Genomic DNA, 26,374 nt, shown 5'->3' with positions numbered 1-26,374 from the left:
TTAAGGGCTATGCCATTAGCCCGTCCTAAGCCAGTGCATATAGCAGCTTAAGCTAGCGGACTGTTACCATCCGCTACAGGTGCAGATATTATGTTTCTTGCACCCAGTATGTCTCTATGAGCTGCAAATCCGCACGAGCACTTATACTTTCTGTCGACGGCATGGTTGCGAGTATTGCACGCAGGGCATGTTTGGCTTGTATATCTGGGGTCTACATATTCGACCAGGATACCTTCAAGTCGTGCCTTATACTCGATGAATTGTGCCAACCGATAGAAGCTCCACGTGTGCAGGTTCTTTTCGTTTTTACGGCTTGTTCTTGCCGTCTGGCGAATGCCAGATAGTTTCTCAAGTCGGATTACCGAAGCGTTGTTTTCTTTGGCGAAGTTAACAATCTGGCGACTTATCTTGTGGTCTTTGTCGCGCATCCAACGCTGCTCCTTGTTGTTCATTTTCTTGATGGCACAGAGCTTTTTAGATTTGCCGAGATTCTTGCGCATGGAGCGGAACTTACGTTTGACAAACTTATTTTGACGGCCATTGCCGAAAAACCTAACCTTGCTATCTTCGGTTACAGCTACTGCAGGTATTTTCAAACCAAGGTCGACTCCGGTAACTTGACAGCCAGCGGATGGCGCTTCTTCGACTGTCACAGCTATCTGTGCGATGTACTTGCCAGACTTCTTGGTTATCCTCATCGTGCCAAGCTTACTCAACAAAAGACTAGCTTGGTAGTCAGTTATTATGGCTTTTACGATAATCCGAGTTGATTTGCCGTTATTCCAGACAGGGAACGACATATAGCCAAGCTTCACAGCATAGTTTTGGTTGTTCCATATTGCCACTGGCTTTTTCAGCACAGGCACTTTGATTTCCTTTTGTATGGAAGCGTCTTTTTTACTGCTAGCTTTCAAAGCTTTGGAGTATTTTTTAAATATGCTTTTTGCATCCTGAATGGCTTGATTCTTCAGGGCGCTCGGAAGCTCGGCATTGACGCTCTTGGATGTGTATCTTGCATCAGCATCCGCTAGGTAGCCGCTTACTATGCTATTTGCAGTATCAATATACTCTTGTAGCGTCTTATTAAGCAAAGCTCCCTGCTCCTTGGTTGGCAACAGTTTTATTTGTGCGGTTACTTGCATGATATCACCTCCTCTGAGAAGTCTTTTGGCTTTCAATGTATTGCTTGATTACCGCTATCGGAGCACCACCGACAGTCGAAACAAAATAAGAATTAGTCCACAGCGTCGGCAATTTAGTTGTTAGTAATCTACTCTGCTATCACCATTATGACATCATAAACGTCATAATGGTATTATACAATAAAATCCAACTACCTCAAATATATTTTCACAATTCGAACAAATCATCGCATTCGATACTCTATCCAGGCTGTTTTCCGTATGAAAAAAGCGGGATTGCTCCCGCTTTTTGGTTTTATACTATTAAGCTACTATGCCTGCATCCTTAAGTATCTTTGCCGCTTCTTCAACCTTGGCTTCGTTTACCATTACTATAGGTCCTGTGCAGCCCATTCCGCTCTCTGCGTATATTCCGGCTTTCCAAAGCACTTTCTGTGCGTCTTCAAGGTCCATTACGTCTACGCCTGAGATTGTTCCTGTTACTACTTCCTTAGGAGGCATCTTCACTTCTTCCTCTGTAGAGGCTTTCTTAGTGTCCTTGCTTAGTCCCGCAAGTATGCTCTCGAGGCCTGCCGCCTTGGCCGCCTTGAACTCTGCCGCTGCTATCGCCTTCACGTTGTTTTGCGCAAGCTTGGCTGCGTATTTTATTGCGTTTGCAGCTACTGGAACTCCTGACGCTCTTGAGAGTATCAGTATTGTCCTGTTGTAGCCGTCGCCTATTCCAGGGCCGTAGCCGTAGCCTAGTCCCTCGTAGCTTCCGCCTGTTGTGTATGACGAGAACACCTTCATCATTATGTTGCCTGTTAGCGAGTCTGTTACCATTACGTCTGCAGCTCCGCCAAGAAGGTCGTTTCCTCTCATTACGCTTCCGCCGTCAGCTCTTAGCGACTCTGCGAATGTTATAGGGTAGCCGTTTCCTGCAAGCTCCTTAAGCGCTCTTTCTACTGCTCTTGCTCCGTCAAGGTTTAGTATTCCAACTGTCGGGTTTTCTATTCCCATTGACTTTGCTGTTATTATTCCGTAAAGCGCGTTTCTTACCATGGCCTCGACTCTTTGAGCCGCAGATGTTCCTGTTGTTGTTGCTATGAACATCTCCTTGCCCATTCCAGGTGTTACTACCCTTCCTACTGTCGATACGCCTATTGGGAAGTTATAGTGCACTGTTACGCAAGAGTGGATATAGCCGCTGTCTAGAAGCTCTTCCATTTTCTTGTGCGCTTCTTCTTCTGTTGCTACCTCTACTACTTCAAGGCTTGTTTCAACCTTTGGTCCTATAAGCACTATGTCAAAGCCGGCTGCGTCTTTAGCTGCAAGCTCTGCTCCCTTTACCAGGTTCTCTACTCCGTGCTCGCTGCCCAGGGTTGTTATTCCTACTTTTACTTTTCCAGCGAAGCTTCCTGTTTCGATAGCGTCTGCTATCTCCATGAAAGTCTTGCCTATCATTTGTTTTATATCTGACATTTTTTCACCCCTATTCAGCTAATAGATGTGCTGCGAAATCCTTCATAGATTCTGCTATCATTTTTCTTATCTCTTCTGTTGATACTGAGCTTCCTGACTCCACTTTGCCTGTGTTTCTCTCTGCTACTATTGAAACACCATCGAAAAGGTTTGTCATTCTTCCAAGGAAGAGGCTTCCCTTTCCTACTATCATAGTTCTGTTTACTGAGCCTTCTGTAAGGTCGCTTATTGCAAAGCCGATGTATGGTACTCCTGATGGTATGTGGCCTTGTGTTGGAGCCCAGCCAACCATTCCGTGCTTTTCAACGAAGGCTGCTATGTCTGCTCTTTCTATTTCTTTTCCCATGACAGCAAGTGCGCCTATCATCTTGTAGTTGGCCTCTGGAACGTCTCCCGCTCCTGCCGGCTTAGTTATGTCTGGGTTTTGCATTTCTACCGAGTACTTGTCTACGTCTGTTATTTTAAATCCGCCTGCTTTTAGTGGGCTTAGAACTAGAGAGCCTATTACAGCCTGTGGAGCTGATCCAGTTGCAACTGTGTGTCTTCCCACTAGATCTGTTCTTAGTACTGGGTTTACTCCGTCGTTTTCGCTAACTAGTACTGCGAAGCCGCCAAGGCAGTCCTCCAGTATTGGCATTTCTTTCTTAACGTGGTCTTTTCCGTTCATTCCAAGCTTTGCTGTCGCTCCGCCCGCTGCTATTATTACGTTCTTGTATACGCCTGATTTAACTAGCGCCGCTGCCGCTATAAGTGCGTGCGTTGGTCCTGCGCAGAAGCCTCTCATGTCTGAGCCTGTCGCGTTCACGCAGCCAGTCATTTCTGCAAGAGCCTTGGCGAAGTTTCCGCCTCCTCTTTGGTTCATGTCTCCGCAAGCCTCTTCAGAGCACTCTATGATGTAGTCCACTTCAGCTGGGTTTACGTTGTTTTTAGCTATAAGGTTTGCAAGAGCAAGCACTCCTGAAGCCTTAACAGCAAGGTTTTCAAGCATTGTGTGAGAGTTTAGGTTAACGTCTACGTCGTGGGCTCTTTTTACGCAGCCTACAAGCTTGCCGTTATTGTATAGTCCTTCTGCGTGGAAGTCGCTTAGCTGCTTTTTTATCTCAGCTAGCTCTACTCCTGCGTTTACGCTCTCTGCAAGGTTGCCTACTACAGGGTGAGCTGCAAGCTTAGCCTTTGCTCCCTCTATGAACTCTTTTTCAAAAAGCACAAGGTCGAATACGTCTGATGCAGACATAAGCGCAAGGAACTCGTCCTGAGGCATTATCTCTCCAAGCTTTCCGTATCTGTCGGCTCCAGCTACTTTCTTGTCTTCTGTCCACCATGGCATTGCTATTTCTCCAAGTGCCTCTGGAGTCATGCTTCCAATGTATGTCTGGTTTGGAGCGTATGCTACCACGTCTTCAAATGATCTTAAATGCTCAGGCAGCTTTTTTAGGTATTCTGATTCTGGGTTTACAATCTTTTCTGTTGTCTGAGTTGTTCCGTTGTGCATTATCATGTCTGGTGTGTGCACGAGAACGTATCCCGCACCTTTAAGAACTGGAAAATTCATATATTGACACCTCCGAAATTTTTGAAGTACTTTTTTGAATAAACCTTTTGAATAAACCTAATGGGCAGTGAAGTCACCGCCCATTAGGTTATCATTGAATGACAATTTAGCCAACGTGCTTGGCTATCATTGCATCTATGTTTTCTCTTGTAGCGTCGTCCTTAGTAACTTCCTCTACCTTTTGTCCACCCTTGTAAAGTGTTATTGTTGGAAGTCCAAGTATTTTTTGGCTTATTGCAAGTCTTCTCGCTGAGCTTGTGTTGAATTTACGGAATGCAACCTTGCCTTCGTATTTAGCAGCCAGCTCTTCCACGTCAGGCATAAGAGCCTTGCATGGCACGCAGCCGTCACTGAAGTAGTCAACTAGCACATAGCCTTCTGCCTCTAGCACCTCTGCTTGGAATTGATCCTTGTCTATTTCAACTAGTAATGCGCTCATTAAAAGTCATCTCCTTTTAAATTCTATTATTATCAATATATTTCAGTACATTGATTTTACAGTCATCGTTTGAATTTATAGCCTTATTTTGGATCGTCAAACAATATTTTTTGTGCTTTCTATTCTTCGAAATTAGCCTCAACATATTTTTCAGCCTGAGTTGCAGCTATAGCTCCGTCTGCACATGCAGTAACTACCTGTCTTAGGGACTTGACTCTTATGTCTCCTGCTGCAAATACGCCTTCTACGTTTGTCTTCATGTTGTCGTCTGTTATTATATATCCTGCATCGTCAAGCGTTATCTTGCCCTTGAATACGTCGCTCTTTGGTATGTAGCCTATGAATACGAATATTCCGAATGTGCCGTCTTCTTCGTTTGCAAAGTACTCTGTAGTCTCTCCAGTAACAAGGTTCTTGAATACTGCAGATTCAACTATGCCGTCTCCCTTTATTTCTTCTATTGCAGAGTTCCACATGAAGTCTAGCTTAGGATTCTTGAATGCCTTCTCCTGTATAGACTTGGCAGCTCTTAGCTCGTCTCTTCTGTGAACTATTGTAACCTTTCTTGCAAACTTCGCAAGGTACATAGCCTCTTCAACAGCAGTGTCTCCTCCGCCTACTACGAAAACTTCCATGTCCTCGAAGAAGTCAGCGTCGCAAGTTGCGCAGTATGATACTCCCTTGCCTGTAAGCTCCTGCTCTCCAGGGCAGCCTGCAAGTCTTGGAGCCGCTCCTGTTGCAAGTATTACTGATTTTGCCTTGTACTCGGCTTTTTCGCCTTTTATTACTTTTATCTTGCCGTCAAGGTCAACGTCTACTATCTTGTCCATTACCTTCTCGGCACCGAACTCGTTAGCCTGCTCTTCCATTCTCTCTATAAGTGATGGACCCGTAGCTTCTCTTACTGAGCCTGGGTAGTTTGCAACCTCGTGAGTTATTACTATTTGTCCTCCGACTTTCTGACCTTCAATCATGATTGTCTTCATCTTGGCTCTGGCTCCGTATAGAGCTGCTGCCAGCCCTGCAGGACCTGAACCTATTATGGCCAAATCGTATACATTTTCCATTTAAACCCCTCCTGTTCATTTATGCATTTTTATTCATGCATGGTGTGATTTTATAACACAATGTCAAATAAATATCATCATATTAAAATATATCAAAATATTGCTTATAGTTGAATACTTTTCAATTGAAAAAAACGTCACAATTATCTTTTTTAATGAACACGCTTCTTCGCATAAATTTATCATATAATCCACTCTATATTTATACTCGAACACACAAGTTTGAAACATTATTTATATTTTAACAATTGTTGTCAATATACAAGCCAGAAACAGTGACAGACACATATACTGCACCATCAGCTCCTGGCTTGTTATATAGCTGCCCTTAATTTATTTCGTCGACTTGGAATCCTCCAATAACACCTTTATAAGTGATACGCACGCAAGAAGCATGACTCCTATGAATGGAAAAGCCGCTGCTACAGATATTGTCTGAAGCGACTGAAGTCCTCCAGCTAGAAGAAGTGCCGTTGCAAGAAGCGATTGGAAGAGTCCCCATATTATTTTCTTTTGATTCGAGGGATTGAGATCTCCTTCAGATGTAAACATTCCGAGTACAAATGTAGCCGAGTTTGCAGATGTTATAAAGAAGGTGCATAGAAGCAATAGCGTAACAAAAGACAACAGGGTTCCCAAATTATAATGTTGCATAACTGCAAACAATGCAGTTTCAGGCGCACCTACTGCAGCCTTGAGACCATCAAGACCCAGCTTATCTGAAAGTCCTACTCCAAGAGCTCCAAACACTGCGAACCATACGAAAGATGCCACTGCAGGCGCAAATATTACTCCGCCCACAAATTCTCTGATTGTCCTACCTCGTGATATACGCGCTATGAACGAACCAACAAATGGAGCCCATGCAATCCACCACGCCCAGTAAAATACCGTCCAGCTTTTAAGCCAGCTGTTGTCTCCAAATGCATTAATCGAGAGTGAATCCTTCAGAAAATCGTTTAGATATAGTCCCAGGCCGTTCGAAAACGCATTCATTGTAGCCACCTTAGGCCCAATTAGGAATGTTCCCACAAGAAGTGTACCCGCCAGAACCAAGTTAATATCTCCGAGTATCTTAATTCCTTTATCTATTCCGCTTACTGCAGTCCATATGAAAAGTACTGTAACAACAGCAATTATCAATATATTCATCATATTAGTCTGTTCTATGCCGAATATATAGCTGATTCCACTTCCTATTTGAAGAGTTCCCATACCAAGCGAAGTTGCCACTCCGGCAACCGTTGCAAATACAGCTAATATATCTATCGTTTTACCTATTGGCCCTTGAACTCTTTCCTCTCCAAATATCGGTATGAATATGCTGCTTATAAGGCCCGGCTTTCCCTTCCTGAATTGCATATAAGCAAGAGCCAGTCCTATAACACTGTAATTCGCCCATGGGTGGAATCCCCAATGCTTGAATGATGTCTTGAATGCAAAATCAACAGCTTCCTTGGAGCCTGGTTCTATCCCCAGCGGTGCAAGATAATGAAAAATTGGCTCTGCGACGCCCCAGAAAACAAGGCCTATTCCCATACCTGCGCCAAAGAGCATGGCAAACCACGATTTTGTACTGAAATCAGGCGTTGAGTCATCAGGTCCAAGCTTTACATTTCCAAATTTGCTAAAAGCAAGACCTGCAGCAAAAACTACAAACACGAACATGGACATAAGATATGCCCATCCAAATGTTTCTGAAAGAAAAGAAAGAAGGTTGCTTGCAAAGGTTGCAAAGTTGTCCTTGAAAATCATTCCCCATCCAACTATTCCAAGAACTATCAACATTGATATATAATACACCTGGTTGTCTGGCTTTTTCACTTGGGGAGCTTCATTATTTAATGATACCAATTAAATTCCTCCTTTTTTGCTAGCCAAAGTTAGTTTTAACACTTAGTTATTTTTTTAACTTATCGTCATATTATTTGCTATGTTTTCTGCATTTTAATAAGTTTCTCATGTTTATATTGTATATTATATAAGGGGTTATTTAGATACAATATTTATTATTGCCTAATCAGGAGTGATGCATCATGCAATCACTCCTGATTAAAGCTTTCCGTACATTTTTCACTTTTTCCGTTCTCTTTTACCGCTCACTTATATTTTCTATTTTTCAATTATATTTTGGAATGCGTTTGGATTTTTTGTTTTCTATTTTTTCAATTATATTTTGGAATGCGTTTGGATTTTATATTTTCACCTTGAATATTGTCTGCTCCTGAACATCTACTGTTAGAGCATCTAGAGCCGTTCCAACCCTGTGGTACCTAAGTTTCCACTGCTGCTCCTTGGATGTTGATGGATCTCCCAAAGGATATGGTATTGATATTGTAGGAACTATTTTGTTGGCTCCAACTGTAGAGGCAACAGGGATAAGGTTGCACATTTGAACTATTGGGAATCCGGCTCTTTCTATTTCTTTTACCATCGTTGCACCGCAACGTGTACACGTGCCTCAGGTAGAAGTCATGATAACGCCGTCAACTCCGCCTTCTTTAAGCTTTACAACTATTTCCTTGGCCATTCTTGCAGCTTCCGCCTCTGTAGTTCCAGTTCCGACTGTAGAGTAGAAGTACTCGTGAACCTTTCCTATCTTGCCTTCCTTCTCATATGCTCTAAGGGCGTCAAGTGGAACTATAACGTTTGGATCAGCGTCTGCAGCGGCAGGGTCGAAGCCCGCGTGTATAGTCTTGTAAACGCCACCTTCAAGCCTTTCAAGTCCTGTCACATCATACATACCCCATCTTGTGGCTGAAGCCGATTGGATTCTGTCAGGGTTGTCAACAGGAACTATTCCGCCTGTAGTAACTACAGCTATAGTTGCCTTCGAAAGGTCCTTTATAGGCGCAGCTATTTCTACTCTGTCTGACTTAGGTATTGGAAGCTCTGTCTGGAACTCTTCACCGCTTAGCTTTTTAAGCAGCATATCAACTACTCTTTCAGAAGCAGGCTTTCCGTCTTCTCTCCAGTGCTGATGCCTCTTTCCTCTTGGGAAGAATCCTTCCTCGTCTGCAGGTCCGATTTTCTCTCCTGCAATAATCTTGTTGGCCACCTTAGCCATGGCGCTCATGTCCTGTCTCATTCTACCTGCATTGTTTCCGCCTATCATCACGTACATGTCCTTTTTGAACATCTGAACTCCAGGATTTTCAACATGCATAGATGTAACTACAGGTACGTTGTACTTTTCTTTTACTACCTTGCATATTTCTCCACAAGCCACGCCGTATCTTCCTGCCTGGAATGCCGGTCCTGCAAGGAATATGTCGAACTCCTTGTCCTCGAGGAATCCCATTATTCTACTAACGGCCTCATCCTTGTACGTTCCCATGAAGTTGTCACCACATATTATCGTGTGTGTAACCTCGGCACCTTCTAGAACTCCGTTAAGCATCATAGCCGCGCCTACTTGTCCGTTTATTATTTCAGGCTCGTAATCAGCCTTGTCTTCACCGCCTACCTGTCCAAAGAACTGGTTCAAGTATAAGATTGCTTTTTTCATCTATTCGCACCTCCGTCAGGATTATATTAGAGTACTAAAATTCCTTCATAGTCTTTGTAGACCAGCCTACAACCTGGTCTCCGCAGAACATGGCATTGTTTTCCATTATAACAGAGCCGTCAGCTTTCACAGAAGAGCCGAGTATCTCATCTCCTGCCCATCCACCAGAAAGACCATCTCTGGCAAGAGCCTCAAGTTCTCCTAGAACTACTGGCATAGGCGGAAGCTCAACAAGCTCGGATACGTTGCCGCAAGAAACTATGGCATTTGCCTTCTCGTCAAGAGTAACAAGAGGCTGCGAGAAACCATCTCTACCTGTACACTCGTTTGTAAGACCTACTGTTTTTATTCCTTCATTCTCGAGCGCCACTATGCATGCTATAAAGTCCGCATCAGGGTTTCCATAGCCTTCCTCAGCCACTATTGCTCCCTGAGCTCCAAGAGACTTGGCCATTTGTGCCACGAAAAGAGCCGAACGCTGCTTTTGCTGAAGTGCCACGTTAAGGTTTGACATTATTACGCCAAGGAAGTTTACAGTCTTGCCGTGCTCAGCGTATAGCCTTTTTAACGCCGGGAAGTTTTGGAAGTCGTATGTCGACCATTTTGAAGAGCATGGCATGAAGCTTCCTGAAATAATCGCACCGTCAAGCACCTCGTTTGGATGCATGTATGTTGGAACCATCCTGTTCATGTCCCAACCGTAAACCATGTCGTTATAGCCGAGCTCCTCCATCTGAGACTGAGGCTGCATTACGAATACTACTCCTGGAAGCTTTGTTACTTCCTCGCTTCTTTGTGTGACAGGCTCAAGCTCGTATGTCTCGACTTCCTGAGGCTCCATGTCCTTTACTGTTTTTCCTATATATTCAGCAAGTTTGTGACCGGCCCATCTTAGCGCCTTGTTCTTTTTTTGCTGCTCGTTCTTTTCGAAGTCCTCGTTGGTGTCTCCCACAAGAACTATGTTCTTAAGCGTCGAATAGTATGTGTACTTTGCTCCCTCGCCGCCCATATCTATAAGTCCATCCTGGAAGCCTCCCCAGTGCTTGCCTACCACAAGAACGCTGCAGCCTTTAAGGGCATGAGTTCTTCCCTCTCCGCATCTTGTAAGCTCTTCGTCTGTAACTCCAGGGAAATAAGTTCTGCCGTCAAGTTTGATCCTTGGCTCTATGGCCTCTTTGACAGGGCAAAGTCTTACCATGTCGCCAGGTTTTACTATGTGAAGCTCAGCATGTGTTATGTTCTCATCCTCCATAACATAGTCCAGAGCCTCCTGCTTGTTTATAGTAAGCACGCCGTCCTTGAATGACGTTTTTTCTCCGAAAACGATTTCCTCAACATAAAAATTACCCAATTCCAATTTCATCAACAGACACTCCCTTCATACTTTAAAATGATAGATTTGCTTTAAAACTCCTGCAGGTTTTTTCAAATCCAGTCTGTGAAACGTATTTGATTTTTCAGAGTTTTTTTGAAACTTTTACTCTTTGTTATAATTATACACCACTCCGTTTATTTTGCAACCAAAATTATATAATAATCATGATTACTACAAAGGACTCTTATACTACTTTCCTGTATTTGCAAACTCTAGACATTAGTTTTATCTATAGAAAAAAATTTCACAATAATTATTTTGTTCAAAAATTACTCCACCCGTATATGTTGGAGCTTGCATTTGTGTTATAATCACATTTGAAATTCAATAAAATAATTATTTAGGGTGATAAAGAATGTACAGCAAGACCTCCGAAGTTAAGAAAAGAATGCAAAAAATAAGGATGATGAGCTATTTCATAGAGGCGACACAGAAAATAATAGAGGAACAGGGCTTTGAAAATGTTACCATAAGAAAGGTTTCAGACATTGCCGGCTACAACAGCGCCACTATTTACAACTATTTCGAAAATCTCGAGCACCTTGTGTTTTTTGCATCCATGAAATACCTGAGGGAGTACTCCAGGAATCTCTCATCTTATACAAAGGGAGCCAGGAATTCTCTTGAAAAGTATCTCAACATTTGGAGCGCCTTCTGCAGGTATTCCTTCGAAAGGCCTCAGGTGTTCTACACCATATTCTTCGACAAATTCAGCTGCTCGCTTCCTGACATAGTTGAGCAGTACTATGAGATATTCTCGGAGGAGCTTGGTGAGCACAAGGATTCAACACTTCTGATGCTTCAAAAGAAAAACATATATGCTAGGAACAAGGCCATACTCGAAGACTGCGTGGCTGAAGGCTATATAAGGGCTGATGATATTGACGCCATAAACGAGATGAGCATGCTCATATACCAGTCGCTTCTCTCGCGTGTTGTGGACGGCCAGGCATCGTATAATGCTGACGAGGCCTCGAGCAAAACACTTGAATACCTAAAGCGCATACTTATTTCATACCAGGTGGACGAGAAGGTGACCAGGGCATTTGAAAACTAGAAAAATATAAAAAAATAGAATCCCAATGGATTCTATTTTTATTTTGACGCTATAATCGAATTGTCAGCATTGCAGCTATTTAAGCTCGCATTACATTCCCAATATTTTTATATGCTCTATGCCCGGGTCCTCGGTCCCAACAAGCACTGCGCTTTGTTTTTTTAGGAATTTGATGTAATCTATCATATCGCGCGTTATCCTCTCACCGATTGCAAATATTGGGATACCGTGCGGGTAGAGCATAAGCGATTCTCCGCTTACCTCCCCTTCCGCGTCCTCAAGCCTTACTGTCCGTTTGGGGCTATAGAACGCCTCTCTGGGCGATATTACTACGTAGGGATTTATTAGTATTGGTTGCTCTATTTGGCGCTTCCCGCCGGAATGACTCGCTATTATGTCTTCAAGTGCCGCTACAAGTGCATCGATATCGCTCCTGGTATCGCCCAAACTGACTATGGCCAGTATATTGCTCCCGTCGGCAAGCTCCACTTGTATGTTGTACTTCTCTCTAAGCAGGTCGTATACTTCAAAGCCGGAAAGACCTATCCCAGAAACGCATATTCCCAGCTTAGTCTCATCAAATCCGAAAATATCGTCTCCGTTTATGAGCTCCCCGCCGAAGGCGTAAAGGCCTTTTATTGAATTTATCCTATTCCTTGCATCCCTCGCCAGCTCGAGAGCCCTGCCTACCAGCTCATCTCCCATGGTTGCAAGATTCTTCCTTGCTGCATCGAGGCTTGCAAGCAACAGGTATGATGAGCTTGTTGTCATCATGAGCTGCACTGTAGTCATAACGGACCTTGAGTCAACTATGCCGTTTTTGACAAGCAGCATAGAGCTTTGCGTAAGCGATCCTCCAGTCTTGTGCATGCTGACTGCGCTCATGTCGGCACCCGCATCCATTGCGGACATTGGCATATCTTTGTGAAATCCAAAATGTGTGCCATGAGCCTCATCTACAAGCACAACCATCCCCCTGGAGTGCGCAAGCCTCACTATCTCGCTTATGTTTGAGGTCGCTCCATAATATGTAGGGTTCATAAGCAATACAGCTCTGGCGTCGCGGTTCCTGTTTATGGCTTCCTTTATGTCAGCCATAGAAACCCCGTTTGTAATGCCAAGCCGCTTGCTTATGCCCGGCTGAACATATATTGGCACTGCGCCGCTTAGCACAAGCCCCTTGATGACAGATTCATGGGAGTTTCTCGGTACTATTATCTTTTCCCCGGGCTTGCATGTGCTCATTATCATCGCATGTACCGCAGCGGTTGTTCCGCCCACCATGAAGAAGCAGTGGTCTGCATTGAACGTTTCAGCTGCCAGCGCCTGAGCCTGCTTTATCACTCCGCTGGGGTTGTTGAGTAAATCCACTGGCTTTGCTGAGTTTATATCGAGCCTTAGCCCCTTTTCCCTCAGTATTGTGTCAAAATACGCCAGTCCCTTCCCGCCTTTGTGCCCTGGAACATCAAAGTGTATGGTTTCCTTGTCGCAGCATTCTACCAGCGCATCCAGAATGGGTGTGCTGCTTTGACTTTTCAATTTATTCACCCCTTTAAAAAAGGCGTCCAAATCAAGTCTGAACGCCTATACTTTATAATATATTATTTTACCCCGGTTTATGCCGTTGAAACCACTTCTATGTCCTTTGTATGCGCATGAGCACACTGTAGCCTTCATCCTTTATGCTTATAGAGCAGCTTGAATAGTCAATCTCAAAGTTGAGCATTGCTGAATAAAGGTCGATGCTCCTTAAATAGTGTATGGTTGCTACTTTATTGCTCTCGTCCTTTGAAAGCCGTATGAGCACGTTGGCCACCATGCACGATTGGAGCCTGCCTCCCATATACTCCGGCAGTCCTTCAATTTCAAGATTTACAGTTCGATCCCCCACCGGTATAATTATGTCCGCATCAAAGGCCTCATCCCTTACCAGCCTTATTTCAAAATCGGTTTCTATCGAAAGGCCGTGTATGCTTGTCTTCATCGTCCCTAGGCCTCCTGAGACTGTCCCAGATTTTTTAGTATCTCTCCGCGCACGATGTCCCCCAGATTTTTTTCATCCTCTTTGGAGAGCTCGTCGGTATATATCGGCTTTGAGATTACTATTCGCACATCAGAAGGATATACGCTCAGCTTGCCTTTGAGCATTATGTCCTTTGAGCCTATTATTGTTACCGGCACTATGGGCGCCTTCGCCTTCGTTGCCAGCTTGAGACTGCCCGGCTTGAACTCCCTGAGCTTGCCGTCCTCGCTCCTTGTGCCTTCCGGGAATATTACCATAGAGTATCCTTTTTTTACATTTTCAGAGCCGCTGCTTATAGATTTGAGCGATTGTCTCGCATCGTTCCTGTCCATGAATATGCAGCCCATCTTCTCCATCCAGCTGCTTATTACCGGCAGCTTTTTAAGCTCGATTTTGGCTATGAACGCTTTTGGCTTGTCTATGCAGCCAAGTAGTATTGGAATGTCGAAGTTGCTCTGGTGGTTGCTCACAAACACTACAGCCCTTTCAGATGGTATGTTCTCCTGTCCCTGTACGCTCACCCTTGAGCCGCTGAGCCTTACTATCGCTTTTGCCCATTTGCTTACCGTTTCATTTACAATTTTGTCCTTTTCGATTTTTTTACCGCTTTGCTCGAGCTGAGAAACTCTTTTCAGCTTTCCAAGCGATGAAGTCAGATAGATTACAAGGTATATTAGGATTTTTATGGATCTTGTCATTTGATGCCGCCTTTCGCTGTATTTTTTTATTTGGCCATGCCCATTATAATTTTAGCAGATTTTACCCCCACATAAAAGCAAAAGACCTTCATTTCGAAGGCCTATGAATCTATGCATATATGTATATTCCGCTGTAGCTTCTCTTTCTTCTTATGTACTCCCTCTTTATTTCAAGCTTTTCAATCAATACGCTTGATTTTTGGATGTACTTGTCAATCTCGTCGCTTTCAAAATCTCCCCTTAGCTTGAGGACCTCGGATATCTGCATTAGCATGTCAAAATCACTCTGTGCGTTTTTTAAATCACGCACGCTTTTTGCCTTGCTCAGGTTGTTGCTTATTATATCGTAGAGCCTGTCGAGCTCCCTTTCTACCGCACATTTGTCCGGCGTGTTCAGATATACAAATTTCACTAGTTCGTTGGTTATCTTGATTCCCATTATAACACCCCCTGCTTAGTATAAAGGTATTTGTGGGATGCTTATAAAAAAAGCGCCCCCTGTTTCCGGCGCTATTTGCTATGCTTTATTTTAGCATATAAGCATTCCGGCAGCCTGGCAGTCATGGGGATTATCCCTTTAGACCCATAGCTTTGCGTCCCTGCCTTTAAGCAGGTTTGCCATTGTCACATGCTTCCTTTGATTATTTTCATGGAATATTGCTTCGAATACTGCTTGGAATATGTGCTTCGACATGTCAACGTATTGTAGCATGAGCATTATTAGTGTTTATTATATCACACAGTATGATTTATTTAAATATCATTATAAAAACTGCACAGATATATTTTTTTTAATACTCTTGCTCCTGTTAATCCTTTACATGAAAATCATATGCTGCAAAAGTATCTTGAGCCCCATGCCTGCTTTAGTATCCGCTTGATCCGAAACCATTATCGCCCCTTTTGCTCTCGGACAGCTCGCCTGCCTCGGCAACCTCCACCCTGAGCACCGGCTGCACTACCATCTGGGCTATCTTCATCCCTTTTTCTACTTTGAAGGCGTCTTTTCCGTGATTTATGAGAATCACCTTTATCTCTCCCCTGTAGCCTTCATCTATTGTTCCTGGCGTGTTGAGAACAGTGATGCAATGCTTCAGCGCCAGGCCGCTTCTTGGCCTTATCTGAGCTTCCGTGCCCTCTGGAAGCTCTATGCTTATTCCAGTGCCTACAAGCTCCGCCGTCCCTGCTTCTATCAACTTTTCCTCTACCGAGAACACATCCAGCCCCGCATCTCCCGGGTGGGCATAGCATGGCATTATGGCATCCCCGCTCAGCCTTTTAATGTTCAGCTTCATAATTTACCGCCTCCTCCTCTAGCTTCATACAGTATTTTATTATAGCATATTTTCAAAGTCTGCTTGACAGTGTTCAATCACAAAAATGCGCTATTACCTGGGCTCTTTTGGGTATATGTATCTATATTACATTAACAAAAGACAAAAGGAGGCGCAGCATGAACGTCAACATACTTATAGCAGAAGATGAAGAGGATATCCGCCAGCTTGTAGCCCTGCATTTGTCAAAGGAGGGGTATGAAGTATTCGAGGCGTCAAGCGGCGTCGAGGCGCTTGATGTATTCAGCCGCGAGAAGATCGACCTTCTCATACTCGACATAATGATGCCCGAGATGGACGGCTTCACCCTCCTGAAAAGGATCAGGAAGCACAGCAAGGTTCCCGTAATCGTTCTTACGGCACGTACAGACGAGGCAGACAAGATTCTTGGCCTCGGGCTTGGAGCCGACGATTATGTAATAAAGCCCTTCAGCGTTATAGAGCTCATATCGCGTGTAAATGCGCAGCTCAGGCGATACATGGAATACAATCCCATGAAGGCTCCGGAGGACAAGCTGCGCAACGGCGGTATTATAATGGATCTTGACGATTATTACGTCGAAAAAGATGGCGCGCGCATAGAGCTCAATCCCAAGGAATTCAAGATGCTCAGGCTTTTCATGGAGAATCCCGGAAAAATATTCACAAAGAAGCAAATTTACGAGTCCGTATGGGATGAGCCTTATGTCGGCGACAACAACACTCTCATGGTTCATGTGAGCCATCTGCGCGACAAGATAGAGACCGACCCCAAGGAACCCGAGTACATCAAAACCATAAGAGGGATCGGATATAGGATGGATGATAAAAATGATAAAGCTACGTAAGCTTGGGCTAGGGCTGCTCAACAGAAAAATTTCGATATCGACCCAGTTTTTTCTCAACTATCTCATACTGTTTTTTCTCATGATTGCAGTGACGGTTACAACCTCGTTCTTTGGATTTTCGTATGTTGAAAAAAACATAGAGCCGGATGATATAGACCTGAGAGCCCTGCACAACAGCATAATTGAAAACGGCATGGAGAAAGCCTGCAAAAAATATGGCGTGGCTGATGTTTCATATGTGGAGATACTCGACTCGAATTTCAGGGTTACACAGGAGTATAACAGTCCACACAGCATCGGCTACACATACCCAAAGGAAAATATGCTTGATTTGATGCTAAGCGACACCCCGCACTACAAATTCCTGAACGTAAAGGAGCAGAAAAGCCTTGTTCTGTTTGCATCGTCAGCAGCAAACAGCTCAGCCAAGGCTGAAAATGTCATGCAGGTTTTTCTAAAGACGTTCACTGTGAGCCTTATAATGGTACTGCTCATATATGCCAAGATAACGTCGTCGCTTATCTTATCTCCCATAAACAGACTCTTGCTGGGTGTAAAGACCATATCCGCCGGCGACTACAGCACCAGGATAAAATTCAGCTCCAAAAATGAATTCGAGGACCTGCGAGATGCTGTAAACCAAATGGCTCAGAAGATAGAAAACGAAATAAATCTGCGCGAGGATACGGAGGCTAACCGAAAAAATCTCGTGCTCTATATATCGCACGACCTCAAGACGCCGCTTACAAACATACTCGGCTACTGCGAAACGCTTAAAAACGAAAAAAATCTGCCTCAAGAGACCGTCGAAAAATACCTGGACATAATAATAGCAAATGCCAGACGCGCCAACAGCCTTATACAGGACCTTTTCGAGCTTTCAAGACTCGGAACCGAAAGCGCCACAAAGGATTTCGAGAGGCTTGACATTTGCGAGGTGACGCGCGAGATTATAATAAACTATATAGACGAACTCGAGCAAAACGACATGAAGTACGACTTCGACATACCCGACCACCCGGTGGAGTGCCTTATAAATCCCAAGCAGCTTGAGCGGGCCATAGGCAACATAATAAACAACAGCATAAAATACAGCGGCAAGGGCACCGGGCTTTTCATAAAGCTCAAGGCCACAGATGAATACGCCTTTATAATCGTGCGCGATACAGGCGCAGGCATATCCGCGGATTTCAAGGGCGATCTGTTCGAGCCGTTTGTGAGAGGCGAGTCCTCCAGAAACTCAAGGACAGGCGGGACAGGCCTGGGCCTTGCAATAACGCAAAAGATAATAGAAAACCACAATGGCAGGATAATACTGGACAGCTCATACAGTAAGGGCTGCAAGTTTATTATAATGCTGCCAATACTCAAAGGCGTCGATTCCTAAAATCGCATTTAAGCACTTTCCAAACAGGACCATTTGTGCTATATTCGTTTTTATAATGGGTATAACTTACCGTGCATACCGTGTCATTATTCCTACCAATCATTGCTGGAGGTCTTTTTATGCATCCAAAAACTATAACTGTTCCTGTTTTCAATCTAAATTCCGGCATGGTCCTGGGCGATGACTTTTTCGATGCGAATGGCGCTTGCATAGTAAGCAAGGGAGTTGTTCTCAATGAAAGTATTGTTTCAAGGCTCAAGGAGCGATTCCCCTACAAGCTTGCATGCATACAAGACGTCCATGCTCAGAATGTAGTGACGGCAGGGAGCAGCAAAATAAAGCGCATAGTCAAAACAGAGGTGTGCTTCAGGCAGCTGGCCAACGGTATAAAATCTATAATACGCGATGTGCAATCCAGCGGTAAAATCAACATCAGGGAAGTCGAAGGCATGTCTGTGCAACTCCTTGAAAATTTCAAGGACTACGCCGCGGTGCTCGACAGCATTGTAAAGGAACGTTCTCTCGATGAATACATACAAAGACACTGCGTAAACGTATCGGTGCTTTCAATAATGCTGGGCAGATGGCTTGGACTTTCTGACAGCGAACTCATGATGCTAGCACAGTCTGCACTTTTGCATGACATAGGCAAGGTCAAGATAGACGAGCGCATACTCAACAAGCCTGGATACCTTACAAGCTTGGAATTCACTGCAATCAAGCGCCATTCGATTTTGGGCTACGAGCTTGTAAAGGATTTGAAGCACATAAGCCCCCTGGTATCCTCGGGAATACTCATGCACCATGAAAAAATCGACGGCTCCGGCTACCCACTGGGGCTAAGAGGAGCTGAAATAAGCCCTTTTGCAAAGATAATAGCGGTGGCAGATGTGTTCGATGCTATAACCTCAAAGCGCCCCTACAAATGCAAGGAATCGCCCTTCCACGCTCTTTCGGTGCTCGAAAACGAGCTTTGCGGCAAGCTGGATCCGCTTTGTCTTACGACATTCGTACAAAGGATTTCGATGTTTTACATAGGGGAGTATGTCCGACTGAGCAACGGTAACCTCGCCAAAATAGTTAAGATAAACCATTCGGATATCTCCAGGCCTCTAGTGATGCAGGGCTCAGAATTCATAGACCTGCACAAGGCTTCAAAGCTTTCAATAGTTGAAATCGCAAGCCTTGCAGACTTCACAAAACATCATTTTTGTTGTTTAATCTATATGTGATTTTTTAGAATATACGAACCTGCTTTGAAATGCTCAAAAGGTATATATACCCCTCCTTGACCTTCTTCCCCGTAAGCTTCTCTATGGCCTCCTTGTATAATTCAAGCTGGCCCTTGTATTTTTGCGCGGCGCCCTCTTCAATCCCCCCATGCTCTCTGTCTGTCTTGTAGTCGAGCAGCACTATCTCGCCATTTTCTTCGAAGTAGCAGTCCACAATCCCCTGAATGAGTATTGAGTCCTCGCACGCTCCAAGTCCAGGCATGATTTCGCATGCCTTTTTCTGCACTACAAAGGGGACCTCCCTATGCGACTCCCCGGCACTTTTAAGCCTTGTGCCAATGTCACTCCTGAAAAAATCGCTTATCATGCCTGAATGGACCACCTGAGCCTCTTCCTGAGAAAGCAGCTCCCTTGATACCATATCCTGCACCTGCAGCCTTATGTCCTCCTCGCTGCCCGTCCTTTGCATGTCTATATGGCGCATTACAAAGTGGTTTATGCTCCCCTTCTCGGCGGCCGTGAAGCCTTTTTTCCCCTCCACAAATGACGGCGATTTTGAAAGCGACGGTATGCTGTAGGCCGAGCCTTCATACCCTTCCTTTGAAATCCTTGAAAGCTGGGTCACCGATATTTTCGATGGTATGCTGACGGTTTCAGCGTGGGGGTATGTCCATGAAAACCTCCCGGAAATCAGCTCTGAAAATTCACCGCTGCGAGGTTTCCCTTTCAGCTCCATCAGCTCTTTTTCAAAGTGCTCGGCCCTCTGTCTCCTCTCTATTTCTGCTACGCTCACATGCGTCCTGTCGAGCAGCCTTATGTCGAACGACGACAGGCCGTCCGCGAGCACGTGCAGCTGCTCGTTTTCGCACAGCTCCCGCAGGGCAAGCGCATCCTTGTGTCTTGCGGCCGCTGTGCATATCCAGTCCATGAAACTGAGCGCGCTTGAGAGAGTGTAGGTGCCTATTGGCCTGCACCATTTCTTGGCGGCGTTTTCAACCCCGCTTACGCTCCCAATCATTATTAGGCGGTCTACCGCCCTTGTCATTCCAACATAGAGTATTCTCATCTCTTCCGAGAGACTCTCTATGTCGATTCTCTTTTTGATTGCTATCTGCGGCAGCGTTCTCCTGTAAAAGCGCAGCTGCGGCTCCACATACCTTGGCCCTATGCCCAGCTCCTTGTGCATTACTATCTCGGCGCTTGAGTCCCTCAGATTGAACTTCTTGCCAAGGCCCGCAAGCACCACTACCGGAAATTCGAGCCCCTTGCTCTTGTGTATGCTCATTATTCTTACTATGTTTTCATTTTCGCTGAGCACCTTGGCGCTTCCCATGTCGGAGCTGCTCCTTAGCATCCTGTCTATGAATCTTATGAAATTGAAAAGTCCGCTTATTGTTGATTTCTCAAGCTGGCCTGCCCTGTCCGCCAATATCCTGAGGTTCGCCTGCCTTTGCTCCCCGCCAGGCATGGCTCCTACATAGTAGTAGTAGCCCGTGTCAACAAGCAGCTTCCATATGAATTCGTCAAGCCGCATCAGCCTGGCATCATCCGCCCACTTATCCAGCCTGCTTGCAAAGCGCCTTATCTTTTCCGCGAGCTCCGTATCACCTGAAGCCGCATAGCTTTCAAGGGCCTCGTGGTAGCTCGCCTTTCTGCTGGCAAGCCTAACCTGCACAAGCTCTTCTATTGAAAAGCCGCCTATTGGCGATCTCATAACACTTATGAGCGGTATGTCCTGCCTCTTGTTGTCTATGAGCCGCAGAAGGTTTATGAAAATCTGTATCTCAACGGTGTCGAAATAGCCGCTGCTCTCATCGGAGTAGACCGGTATCCCCTCCTCCCTGAACACCTGCATGAATACGGATGCCCAGTTTTTAACGGTCCTAAGCAGCACTACTATGTCCTTGTATTCTATCTGTCTGTACGCTCCGAGCTTAGGGTCGTAAGTCATCTGCCCTGCTATTTCCTTTATCCTGGATGCGGTAAGCCTTGCCTCCGCCTCGATGTCGCTCATCTCCTCGAGCTCGCTGCCTACATCGAGCCCGTCACTTCCTTTTTTAACTATGTTTATCTCAACGGGAGCTCCCGTGCATTCCTCGAATTCCCTGCCCTTGTAGAGGAAGGCTTCCTCATCATAGTCTATCTCCCCGAGCTCCTTTGACATTATCTGCCTGAATATAAAGTTGATGCTTCCTAGTATCTCCTCGCGGCTCCTGAAGTTCTTGGCGAGGTCTATCCTTAGATCATTTGTGCTTCCGTCCTTGCTGTAGGTTTCGTATTTTTCGATAAACAGTGTAGGATCAGCCAGGCGAAACCTGTATATGCTCTGCTTCACGTCGCCCACCTGAAAGAGGTTGTCGTTTCTTTTTATCCTGCCTATTATGGTTTCCTGGACTATGTTGCTGTCCTGGTATTCGTCCACGAATATATATTCGAACTTGGCGGCAAGCTCCTTCCTGACCTCCTCGTTTTCAAGCGCCCTGAGCGCATAATGCTCGAGGTCGTTAAAGTCGAGCAGGCCCCTTTCAAGCTTCTTGGCGCTGTATATGCCGTCGAAATCTCCAATCATGCCGCAAAGATACTTCATGAGCGGATGCATGCGCTGCAGCTGCTGCGCATGCTCCTGCAGCGTGGTTCCCTCGACGTCGCTTTTCATGGAATCGACAATCTTTTTGTAGGACTCCCTTAGCTTTTTGGCATCCTCCTGGAGCCTTTCGTCCACCTCTTCCTTGCGCTTTCCTTTTATAGTGGCCAGCCTTGCGTGCTTGATGATGGACATTTGTGCATAAAAGCTTGAAAGGCCCCTGCCTAGCGAATCCTTAAGTGCTGCAGCATTCGACATGTCGGCTTCGAGTGTCGCCAGGTATTCGCCTGGCCCGCTTGGAAGAGCGCATATGGCACTTGCCTGCCTCAGTATGTCCACAGCCCCCTCGAGCTCGTCCCTGAAGCTTTTGGCTATAGTCATTCCCCAGCTTGTACCTTCAATGTCGTCCGGGCCCACATTCAGGTCCTCGACGCTCTTTTGGAGCCACTCTAGAGGATATGGCTGGCTTTGTATGAATCCGTACATGGAAAGCATGAGCTCCTGAAGCTTTGTATCCTCGCGATTTCCTCCAAAGCCCTCGACCAGCTCCAGAAAGTCTGGATGCGCGCTTTTGTAGCACTCCTCGAAAAGCTCATCTGCAGACTCCTGTATGAGTATGGCCGCCTCGGCCACGTCTGCTATCCTAAAGGACGGGTCTATGTCTATTACGTGGAAGTTGCTTCTCACCACGTCTATGCAGAACGAGTGCATGGTTGTTATGAATGCCTTGCTCAGCAAGGTTATCTGTCTTCTTATATGTTCGCTGTCTGCGCCTTCCTTCTCGGCTTCCCTTGCAAGCGCTGACATTATCCTCTCCCTCATTTCGCCCGCAGCCGCATTTGTAAAGGTCACTATGAGGAGCCTGTCTATATCCACCCGATCGCTCAGCACTATTTCTATTATCCGCTGCACCAGCACGGCGGTCTTGCCGGAACCTGCAGCTGCCGATACCAGCAGATTCTTGCCCCTTGCCTTTATTGCCGACTCCTGCTCCCTAGTCCACCTTGTCATCTGAATGCCCCTTCCCTGATATTAGTCCCCTCACCTGGCCGTCCGAAAGCTTTCTTATATTCCTGTATTCGTTATCCTCGAGGAGTGTGTCGAACTGGCATATGGATTTGAACTTGCAGTAGCCGCATGAAATCTCGCTGCCGCTTCTGCAGGGCTGTATCCTTATCTTACCCTTTATTATCTCTGCTCCTATCTCGCGTATCAGGTTTTTTACATGCCCTATGAGCCTTCTGAATTCCTCTTCGCTGACTGCGCTTGACCTCTCCGAGAGTTCGCCGTCATTTTTTACCTCGGCCGGTATTATGCTAGAGAACCTTTCACTTTCTATTTCTGAGTCCATGGCCTTTACTACACTTACATCCCTTAGCACTATGCCGTTCATCTTGAGCTGCTTTAGTATGCCCTTTTCTATGTCTGTCTCGCCAAGCTTTTCGGCATCTATAAACGGATCGTCTATCCTGAAGTAGAACACGCCGGCCGGATGGAGTTCGTCGAACTCGAGCAGCTGCTTGTTTTCCAGGAGGGCATCCATGTATACCAGCAGCTGTATCTGCAGCCCGTAGTAGGCATCCGAAAGTGTGAATTTTTTGCTGCCCGACTTGTAGTCTATTATCTTTACATAGCCCTGCTTTTCGTCTCCGAATATGTCCACCCTGTCTATCCTGCCCTCGAGCTCTATACTTTCGCCTCCCGGCAGCTCTATTATTATAGCCGGTATGCTGCCCTTTTCCGAAAATTCCACCTCATGGTCCATTGGCTCGAATTCTCCTCTTCTTATGTGCTCCACTATCGCCCATGCCGCCCGCTTACCGACTCTTTTTATCTTGTTGACCAGGTAGCTGTACCTGTGGCTGCTGTAGAACACTCCGCTGCCAAACTCGGGCACCATGCTGTCTATCACTCGCTCGACTATTGCGTCACTTTTTTGTTGCTCGAGTTCCCTCCAGTTTATATTCTCGCTTGAAATCTCCTTTGAAAATTTCTCGACCGAGGAATGGAAAAGCGTGCCCATGTCCGGCATGGAGACTGTGTACTCAAGGCGCTCCCTCGGAGAGAGGCCGTAGTTAACAAAATGCGCAAACGGGCAGTTTGCAAAGCGTTCCAGCCTTGATATGCTCGATTTCAATGGGCTAGGATACAGCCTGGCGGCTAGCCCTGCGCCTATATAGTCCTGCTGGTTTTTGTGGAAGAGCCCCTTGCATACTATGTCCGCCTTCTCGCTCCACTGCTCGCGGGAGGTGTACCATGAATACAAGTCCCTCCAGAGGCCGTCTTCAATCGCCGTGTCCATCTCCTGCCTTATCAGCTCTGAAAGCTGCCTGAGGCCGGGGAGAGGTGCAACCAGCATTTCAAGCCGCCTGCTTGAGTCGACTACTATGTCCGATTCCGTCACGAGCCCCCCATATAGCTTTTTCATCCTGTCTGCAATAATAGAAGGCCTTAAGGCCTTGCCTTCCTCATCGGCTATGGCATAGCTCATGTATAGAATTCCGCTCGGCTTCGATAGGGAGGTGTATATTGAGAACCGCTCCTCCTCAGCCCTTGTAATGCTGTCGGTGGAAATATGGACTCCGTGCTCCTTCATAAGAAGCTTCTCGTCGTCGAGTATTAGCTCCTCGTCTGAAAATCCGCTGGGGAGCACGCCGTCGTTTACTCCCAAAACAAACAGCGCCTTTATCTCGTGGCTCTTTGACCTTTCAAGGCTGCCTGCTATAACCTGGTCCATGGTGGGCGGTATTATTCCTATCCTGTGCTCTGCAAAGCCCGCGGAGAGTATCCCTGCATACTCGCGGAGATCCACCTTGAGATCCCCCATCATTTCCACCATCTGGTCGAATATCTCGATGACTATGTTCCATATCTGTGTGTTTTCATTTACATATTCGAGCCTCGAATCGTCCATTAGCATTTGAGTCCAGTTCTCAATTTTTTCGGGCATGTCGAGCTCGACCATGAAATCATAAAGTATCCTTGTGAAATCCTTTACCGTCTTCTTTTTCCCCAGCTTCTTTTTAAGGCCGGCAAGAGGAGGCACAAGTTTTTTCCGCGCCTCCTCTGCCATGGTACGCTCATCATCCGAGCCCAGTGTGAATTCACGCATCCATGCCGAGGATTTTATGCCGTATCTGAGGGCGTAGTTTTCGAGATTTTCCCAGCTGCCCCGTCCAAGCTCTGTAAAGCCTGTCTTTATGAATTTGAAAACATCTTCGTATCTGAAATCCCTGGCTGCTATGTCCAGGGCAGCCAATATGAATCTTATTATTGGATTGTTTGTAATCGGCCTTTTTTCGTCTATGAACACGGGTATGCCATACTCGCTGAATGTCCTCTTTATTATCTGGGCGTAGTCCTCGAGCGCGCCAGTGACTATTGCAATGTCTCTCCATCTGTATCCGTTCCCGGATGCGAGCTTTATTATCTCTACTGCGGCGTTTTCAACCTCGCTGTGCCTGCTCGAACCCGCAAACATTCTTATTCCATCCGTATCTCCCGCATATCTTGCAGCTGGGTAGGCGTAAAGGTTTCGCTCAAGGTGGAGCAGTTCTGGCGGCTTTGCCGATTCCAGGCGAGCCCTTAATATGCTCTCGCCGGCTCCCGCCTCCCTGGCTGCCGCTGAAATCGCCTTCATTGTCCTTCTGGTTGCGGCAAAAAGCTCGTAGTCCGGCCCGGCTTCCAAGTCCAGGGTAAGGCTGACGCTTACCTCGGAAGCCTTTTTTACAAGCTCGTTTATGACGCTCAGCTCCCCGGCGCTAAAGCCGCTAAAGCCGTCTATCCAAACATGCGCGCCTTCAAGCAGATGGCTGGAGTCTATCTTTCGCGCAAGAAGCCTTAGCCAGTCGTGCTCGTCCGCATAGCCTTCTTCGAGAGCCCTGGTGTATTTTTCATATATAAAGCCTATCTCCCTGAGCTTCAGCCTGAGCATGCTGTCGCCAAGCGCCTCGCTGCACATTATGAGGCTCTGGGGATCTACATCCTGCCTTTTGAGGTCGTCTATGAGCGCGCTGCATTTCGAGAGGAAGCCCTCCTGTTTTGACGCCCTCGCATACAGCGTAAGCTCGTCCGAATTGGCATCTATTATGCTCCGAAGCAGCATGGCCTTGCCGCTTTGGTTTATCTGAACCCGCTTTATTCCGCCTACCTCGCTGAGTATCCTGTGCGCCAGCCTCTGGAAGCTCAGAACCTCCAATTGCATTATCCCCTCGCTGCCCAGGGCTCCTATTATGTCTGTCTCCGCCTGCAGCGTGAACTGCTCAGGTACCATAAGCACAAGCTTTACGTCCTTATTTTCATTCATGCATTTTTTTATATCGCCGTAGACCGCGCTTGTCTTGCCGCGGCCGGCACGCGAAACCACATATTTTATGTGCATTATGCCACCCCTTCCAAATATAAGAACTCCTGTTCCTATTATACCAAAAAACCCCGCAACAAACCGCAAGCAAAGCGGCATGTTACAGGGCTTTTCCATTTCAATTTTTAGTTGTGAACCATTATTTTTGCATCCTACTCGTACTCGATAGCATAAAACTCATCAAGCCCTTCTATTGTTTCAACTTCTCGAATGCCCACAATGTCATAATCCCTGTTGGGCGTAATTATTATTATATCCCTGTCCTGCTCCAAACTTTTGAGTATTTCCATAAGCTCTTTAACTTTCACTGCAAACACCTCCATCG

The 26,374-nt window shown here is 45.9% G+C and carries 20 protein-coding genes, 1 pseudogene and 1 riboswitch; of the genes and pseudogenes, 4 read left to right on the top strand and 17 right to left on the bottom strand.

The window, feature by feature from the left end:
* Positions 1–47: 47 nt before the first annotated feature.
* From EAL2_RS01435 to EAL2_RS01395, 9 genes and pseudogenes are all read right to left on the bottom strand, one after another.
* Positions 48–1,142 (bottom strand): RNA-guided endonuclease TnpB family protein, encoded by a 1,095-nt coding sequence (locus EAL2_RS01435; RefSeq protein WP_025434642.1) that lies wholly within the window; start codon positions 1,140–1,142, stop codon positions 48–50.
* 4 nt (positions 1,143–1,146) lie between these two features.
* Positions 1,147–1,266: pseudogene (locus EAL2_RS15085) on the bottom strand (transposase); the annotation flags it as partial.
* 179 nt (positions 1,267–1,445) lie between these two features.
* Positions 1,446–2,603 (bottom strand): glycine/sarcosine/betaine reductase complex component C subunit alpha, encoded by a 1,158-nt coding sequence (gene grdD, locus EAL2_RS01430; RefSeq protein ID WP_025434641.1) that lies wholly within the window; start codon positions 2,601–2,603, stop codon positions 1,446–1,448.
* A gap of 10 nt (positions 2,604–2,613) precedes the next feature.
* Positions 2,614–4,155: a glycine/sarcosine/betaine reductase complex component C subunit beta gene (gene grdC, locus EAL2_RS01425; protein WP_025434640.1), complete on the bottom strand. Its 1,542-nt coding sequence runs from the start codon at positions 4,153–4,155 to the stop codon at positions 2,614–2,616.
* Between the two features lie 106 nt (positions 4,156–4,261).
* Positions 4,262–4,594, bottom strand: a complete 333-nt coding sequence (gene trxA / locus EAL2_RS01420; RefSeq protein WP_025434639.1) for a thioredoxin TrxA — start codon at positions 4,592–4,594, stop codon at positions 4,262–4,264.
* Between the two features lie 119 nt (positions 4,595–4,713).
* On the bottom strand, positions 4,714–5,661 hold the full coding sequence (gene trxB / locus EAL2_RS01415; RefSeq protein WP_025434638.1) for a thioredoxin-disulfide reductase: 948 nt from the start codon (positions 5,659–5,661) through the stop codon (positions 4,714–4,716).
* A gap of 333 nt (positions 5,662–5,994) precedes the next feature.
* Positions 5,995–7,515 carry a BCCT family transporter gene (locus EAL2_RS01410; protein ID WP_278246857.1) on the bottom strand — a complete coding sequence of 507 codons (1,521 nt, stop codon included), beginning with the start codon at positions 7,513–7,515 and terminating at the stop codon, positions 5,995–5,997.
* Between the two features lie 340 nt (positions 7,516–7,855).
* Positions 7,856–9,169, bottom strand: coding sequence for a betaine reductase selenoprotein B (gene grdH / locus EAL2_RS01400; protein ID WP_084480872.1), 1,314 nt, complete (start codon positions 9,167–9,169; stop codon positions 7,856–7,858).
* A gap of 34 nt (positions 9,170–9,203) precedes the next feature.
* Entirely contained in the window at positions 9,204–10,532 is a 1,329-nt protein-coding gene (locus tag EAL2_RS01395; RefSeq protein WP_025434634.1) for a glycine/sarcosine/betaine reductase component B subunit, read from the bottom strand.
* Between the two features lie 367 nt (positions 10,533–10,899).
* On the opposite strand from EAL2_RS01395, the gene EAL2_RS01390 reads away from it, so the two are divergent.
* Positions 10,900–11,601: a TetR/AcrR family transcriptional regulator gene (locus tag EAL2_RS01390; protein ID WP_025434633.1), complete on the top strand. Its 702-nt coding sequence runs from the start codon at positions 10,900–10,902 to the stop codon at positions 11,599–11,601.
* A 90-nt stretch (positions 11,602–11,691) separates the two neighbouring features.
* Here EAL2_RS01390 and EAL2_RS01385 read toward each other — a convergent pair whose 3' ends face one another.
* The 5 genes from EAL2_RS01385 to dut form a co-directional block, all read right to left on the bottom strand.
* The gene (locus EAL2_RS01385) at positions 11,692–13,149 is read right to left on the bottom strand and encodes an aminotransferase class I/II-fold pyridoxal phosphate-dependent enzyme (RefSeq protein WP_025434632.1); all 1,458 of its coding nucleotides are present in this window, start codon (positions 13,147–13,149) and stop codon (positions 11,692–11,694) included.
* An 88-nt stretch (positions 13,150–13,237) separates the two neighbouring features.
* Complete coding sequence (locus tag EAL2_RS01380; RefSeq protein WP_025434631.1) at positions 13,238–13,585, bottom strand: hypothetical protein; 348 nt, start codon at positions 13,583–13,585, stop codon at positions 13,238–13,240.
* 5 nt (positions 13,586–13,590) lie between these two features.
* Complete coding sequence (locus EAL2_RS01375; protein ID WP_025434630.1) at positions 13,591–14,322, bottom strand: lysophospholipid acyltransferase family protein; 732 nt, start codon at positions 14,320–14,322, stop codon at positions 13,591–13,593.
* Between the two features lie 109 nt (positions 14,323–14,431).
* Positions 14,432–14,761 (bottom strand): hypothetical protein, encoded by a 330-nt coding sequence (locus EAL2_RS01370; protein WP_025434629.1) that lies wholly within the window; start codon positions 14,759–14,761, stop codon positions 14,432–14,434.
* A gap of 105 nt (positions 14,762–14,866) precedes the next feature.
* Positions 14,867–14,952: riboswitch (cyclic di-GMP riboswitch) on the bottom strand.
* A gap of 236 nt (positions 14,953–15,188) precedes the next feature.
* The gene (dut, locus tag EAL2_RS01365; protein ID WP_038601582.1) at positions 15,189–15,617 is read right to left on the bottom strand and encodes a dUTP diphosphatase; all 429 of its coding nucleotides are present in this window, start codon (positions 15,615–15,617) and stop codon (positions 15,189–15,191) included.
* Between the two features lie 158 nt (positions 15,618–15,775).
* Here dut and EAL2_RS01360 point away from each other — a divergent pair, with 158 nt between their 5' ends.
* From EAL2_RS01360 to EAL2_RS01350, 3 genes are all read left to right on the top strand, one after another.
* Positions 15,776–16,483, top strand: coding sequence for a response regulator transcription factor (locus EAL2_RS01360; protein ID WP_025434627.1), 708 nt, complete (start codon positions 15,776–15,778; stop codon positions 16,481–16,483).
* On the top strand, positions 16,467–17,870 hold the full coding sequence (locus tag EAL2_RS14675; protein WP_025434626.1) for a sensor histidine kinase: 1,404 nt from the start codon (positions 16,467–16,469) through the stop codon (positions 17,868–17,870). Before EAL2_RS01360 ends, EAL2_RS14675 begins: the two co-directional genes overlap by 17 nt.
* 119 nt (positions 17,871–17,989) lie before the next feature.
* On the top strand, positions 17,990–19,102 hold the full coding sequence (locus tag EAL2_RS01350; protein ID WP_025434625.1) for an HD-GYP domain-containing protein: 1,113 nt from the start codon (positions 17,990–17,992) through the stop codon (positions 19,100–19,102).
* A gap of 4 nt (positions 19,103–19,106) precedes the next feature.
* On the opposite strand, the gene addA is transcribed toward EAL2_RS01350, so the two are convergent.
* From addA to EAL2_RS15410, 3 genes are read right to left on the bottom strand one after another with little or no spacing between them, the layout of a single operon-like run.
* A complete protein-coding gene (addA, locus tag EAL2_RS01345; RefSeq protein WP_025434624.1) occupies positions 19,107–22,697 on the bottom strand; it encodes a helicase-exonuclease AddAB subunit AddA in 3,591 nt (1,196 codons plus the stop codon).
* On the bottom strand, positions 22,681–26,166 hold the full coding sequence (gene addB, locus EAL2_RS01340; protein ID WP_051489053.1) for a helicase-exonuclease AddAB subunit AddB: 3,486 nt from the start codon (positions 26,164–26,166) through the stop codon (positions 22,681–22,683). Before addB ends, addA begins: the two co-directional genes overlap by 17 nt.
* 35 nt (positions 26,167–26,201) lie before the next feature.
* Entirely contained in the window at positions 26,202–26,357 is a 156-nt protein-coding gene (locus tag EAL2_RS15410) for a hypothetical protein (protein WP_158408870.1), read from the bottom strand.
* Positions 26,358–26,374 lie beyond the last annotated feature (17 nt).

The organism is Peptoclostridium acidaminophilum DSM 3953 (assembly GCF_000597865.1).
Taxonomy (GTDB): Bacteria; Bacillota; Clostridia; order Peptostreptococcales; family Peptostreptococcaceae; genus Peptoclostridium_A; species Peptoclostridium_A acidaminophilum.
Note: the sequence above shows the minus strand (reverse complement) of the source record. Positions and strands in the feature narration are given on the sequence as shown.

Bases quoted from the DNA above. Each gene is read 5' to 3' on its own strand.
- EAL2_RS01435 (WP_025434642.1), bottom strand. From the start codon at position 1,142: ATGCAAGTAACCGCACAAATAAAACTGTTGCCAACCAAGGAGCAGGGA.
- grdD (WP_025434641.1), bottom strand. From the start codon at position 2,603: ATGTCAGATATAAAACAAATGATAGGCAAGACTTTCATGGAGATAGCA.
- grdC (WP_025434640.1), bottom strand. From the start codon at position 4,155: ATGAATTTTCCAGTTCTTAAAGGTGCGGGATACGTTCTCGTGCACACA.
- trxA (WP_025434639.1), bottom strand. From the start codon at position 4,594: ATGAGCGCATTACTAGTTGAAATAGACAAGGATCAATTCCAAGCAGAG.
- trxB (WP_025434638.1), bottom strand. From the start codon at position 5,661: ATGGAAAATGTATACGATTTGGCCATAATAGGTTCAGGTCCTGCAGGG.
- EAL2_RS01395 (WP_025434634.1), bottom strand. From the start codon at position 10,532: ATGAAATTGGAATTGGGTAATTTTTATGTTGAGGAAATCGTTTTCGGA.
- EAL2_RS01390 (WP_025434633.1), top strand. From the start codon at position 10,900: ATGTACAGCAAGACCTCCGAAGTTAAGAAAAGAATGCAAAAAATAAGG.
- EAL2_RS01380 (WP_025434631.1), bottom strand. From the start codon at position 13,585: ATGAAGACAAGCATACACGGCCTTTCGATAGAAACCGATTTTGAAATA.
- EAL2_RS01375 (WP_025434630.1), bottom strand. From the start codon at position 14,322: ATGACAAGATCCATAAAAATCCTAATATACCTTGTAATCTATCTGACT.
- EAL2_RS01370 (WP_025434629.1), bottom strand. From the start codon at position 14,761: ATGGGAATCAAGATAACCAACGAACTAGTGAAATTTGTATATCTGAAC.
- dut (WP_038601582.1), bottom strand. From the start codon at position 15,617: ATGAAGCTGAACATTAAAAGGCTGAGCGGGGATGCCATAATGCCATGC.
- EAL2_RS01360 (WP_025434627.1), top strand. From the start codon at position 15,776: ATGAACGTCAACATACTTATAGCAGAAGATGAAGAGGATATCCGCCAG.
- EAL2_RS14675 (WP_025434626.1), top strand. From the start codon at position 16,467: ATGATAAAGCTACGTAAGCTTGGGCTAGGGCTGCTCAACAGAAAAATT.
- EAL2_RS01350 (WP_025434625.1), top strand. From the start codon at position 17,990: ATGCATCCAAAAACTATAACTGTTCCTGTTTTCAATCTAAATTCCGGC.
- addA (WP_025434624.1), bottom strand. From the start codon at position 22,697: ATGACAAGGTGGACTAGGGAGCAGGAGTCGGCAATAAAGGCAAGGGGC.
- addB (WP_051489053.1), bottom strand. From the start codon at position 26,166: ATGGAAAAGCCCTGTAACATGCCGCTTTGCTTGCGGTTTGTTGCGGGG.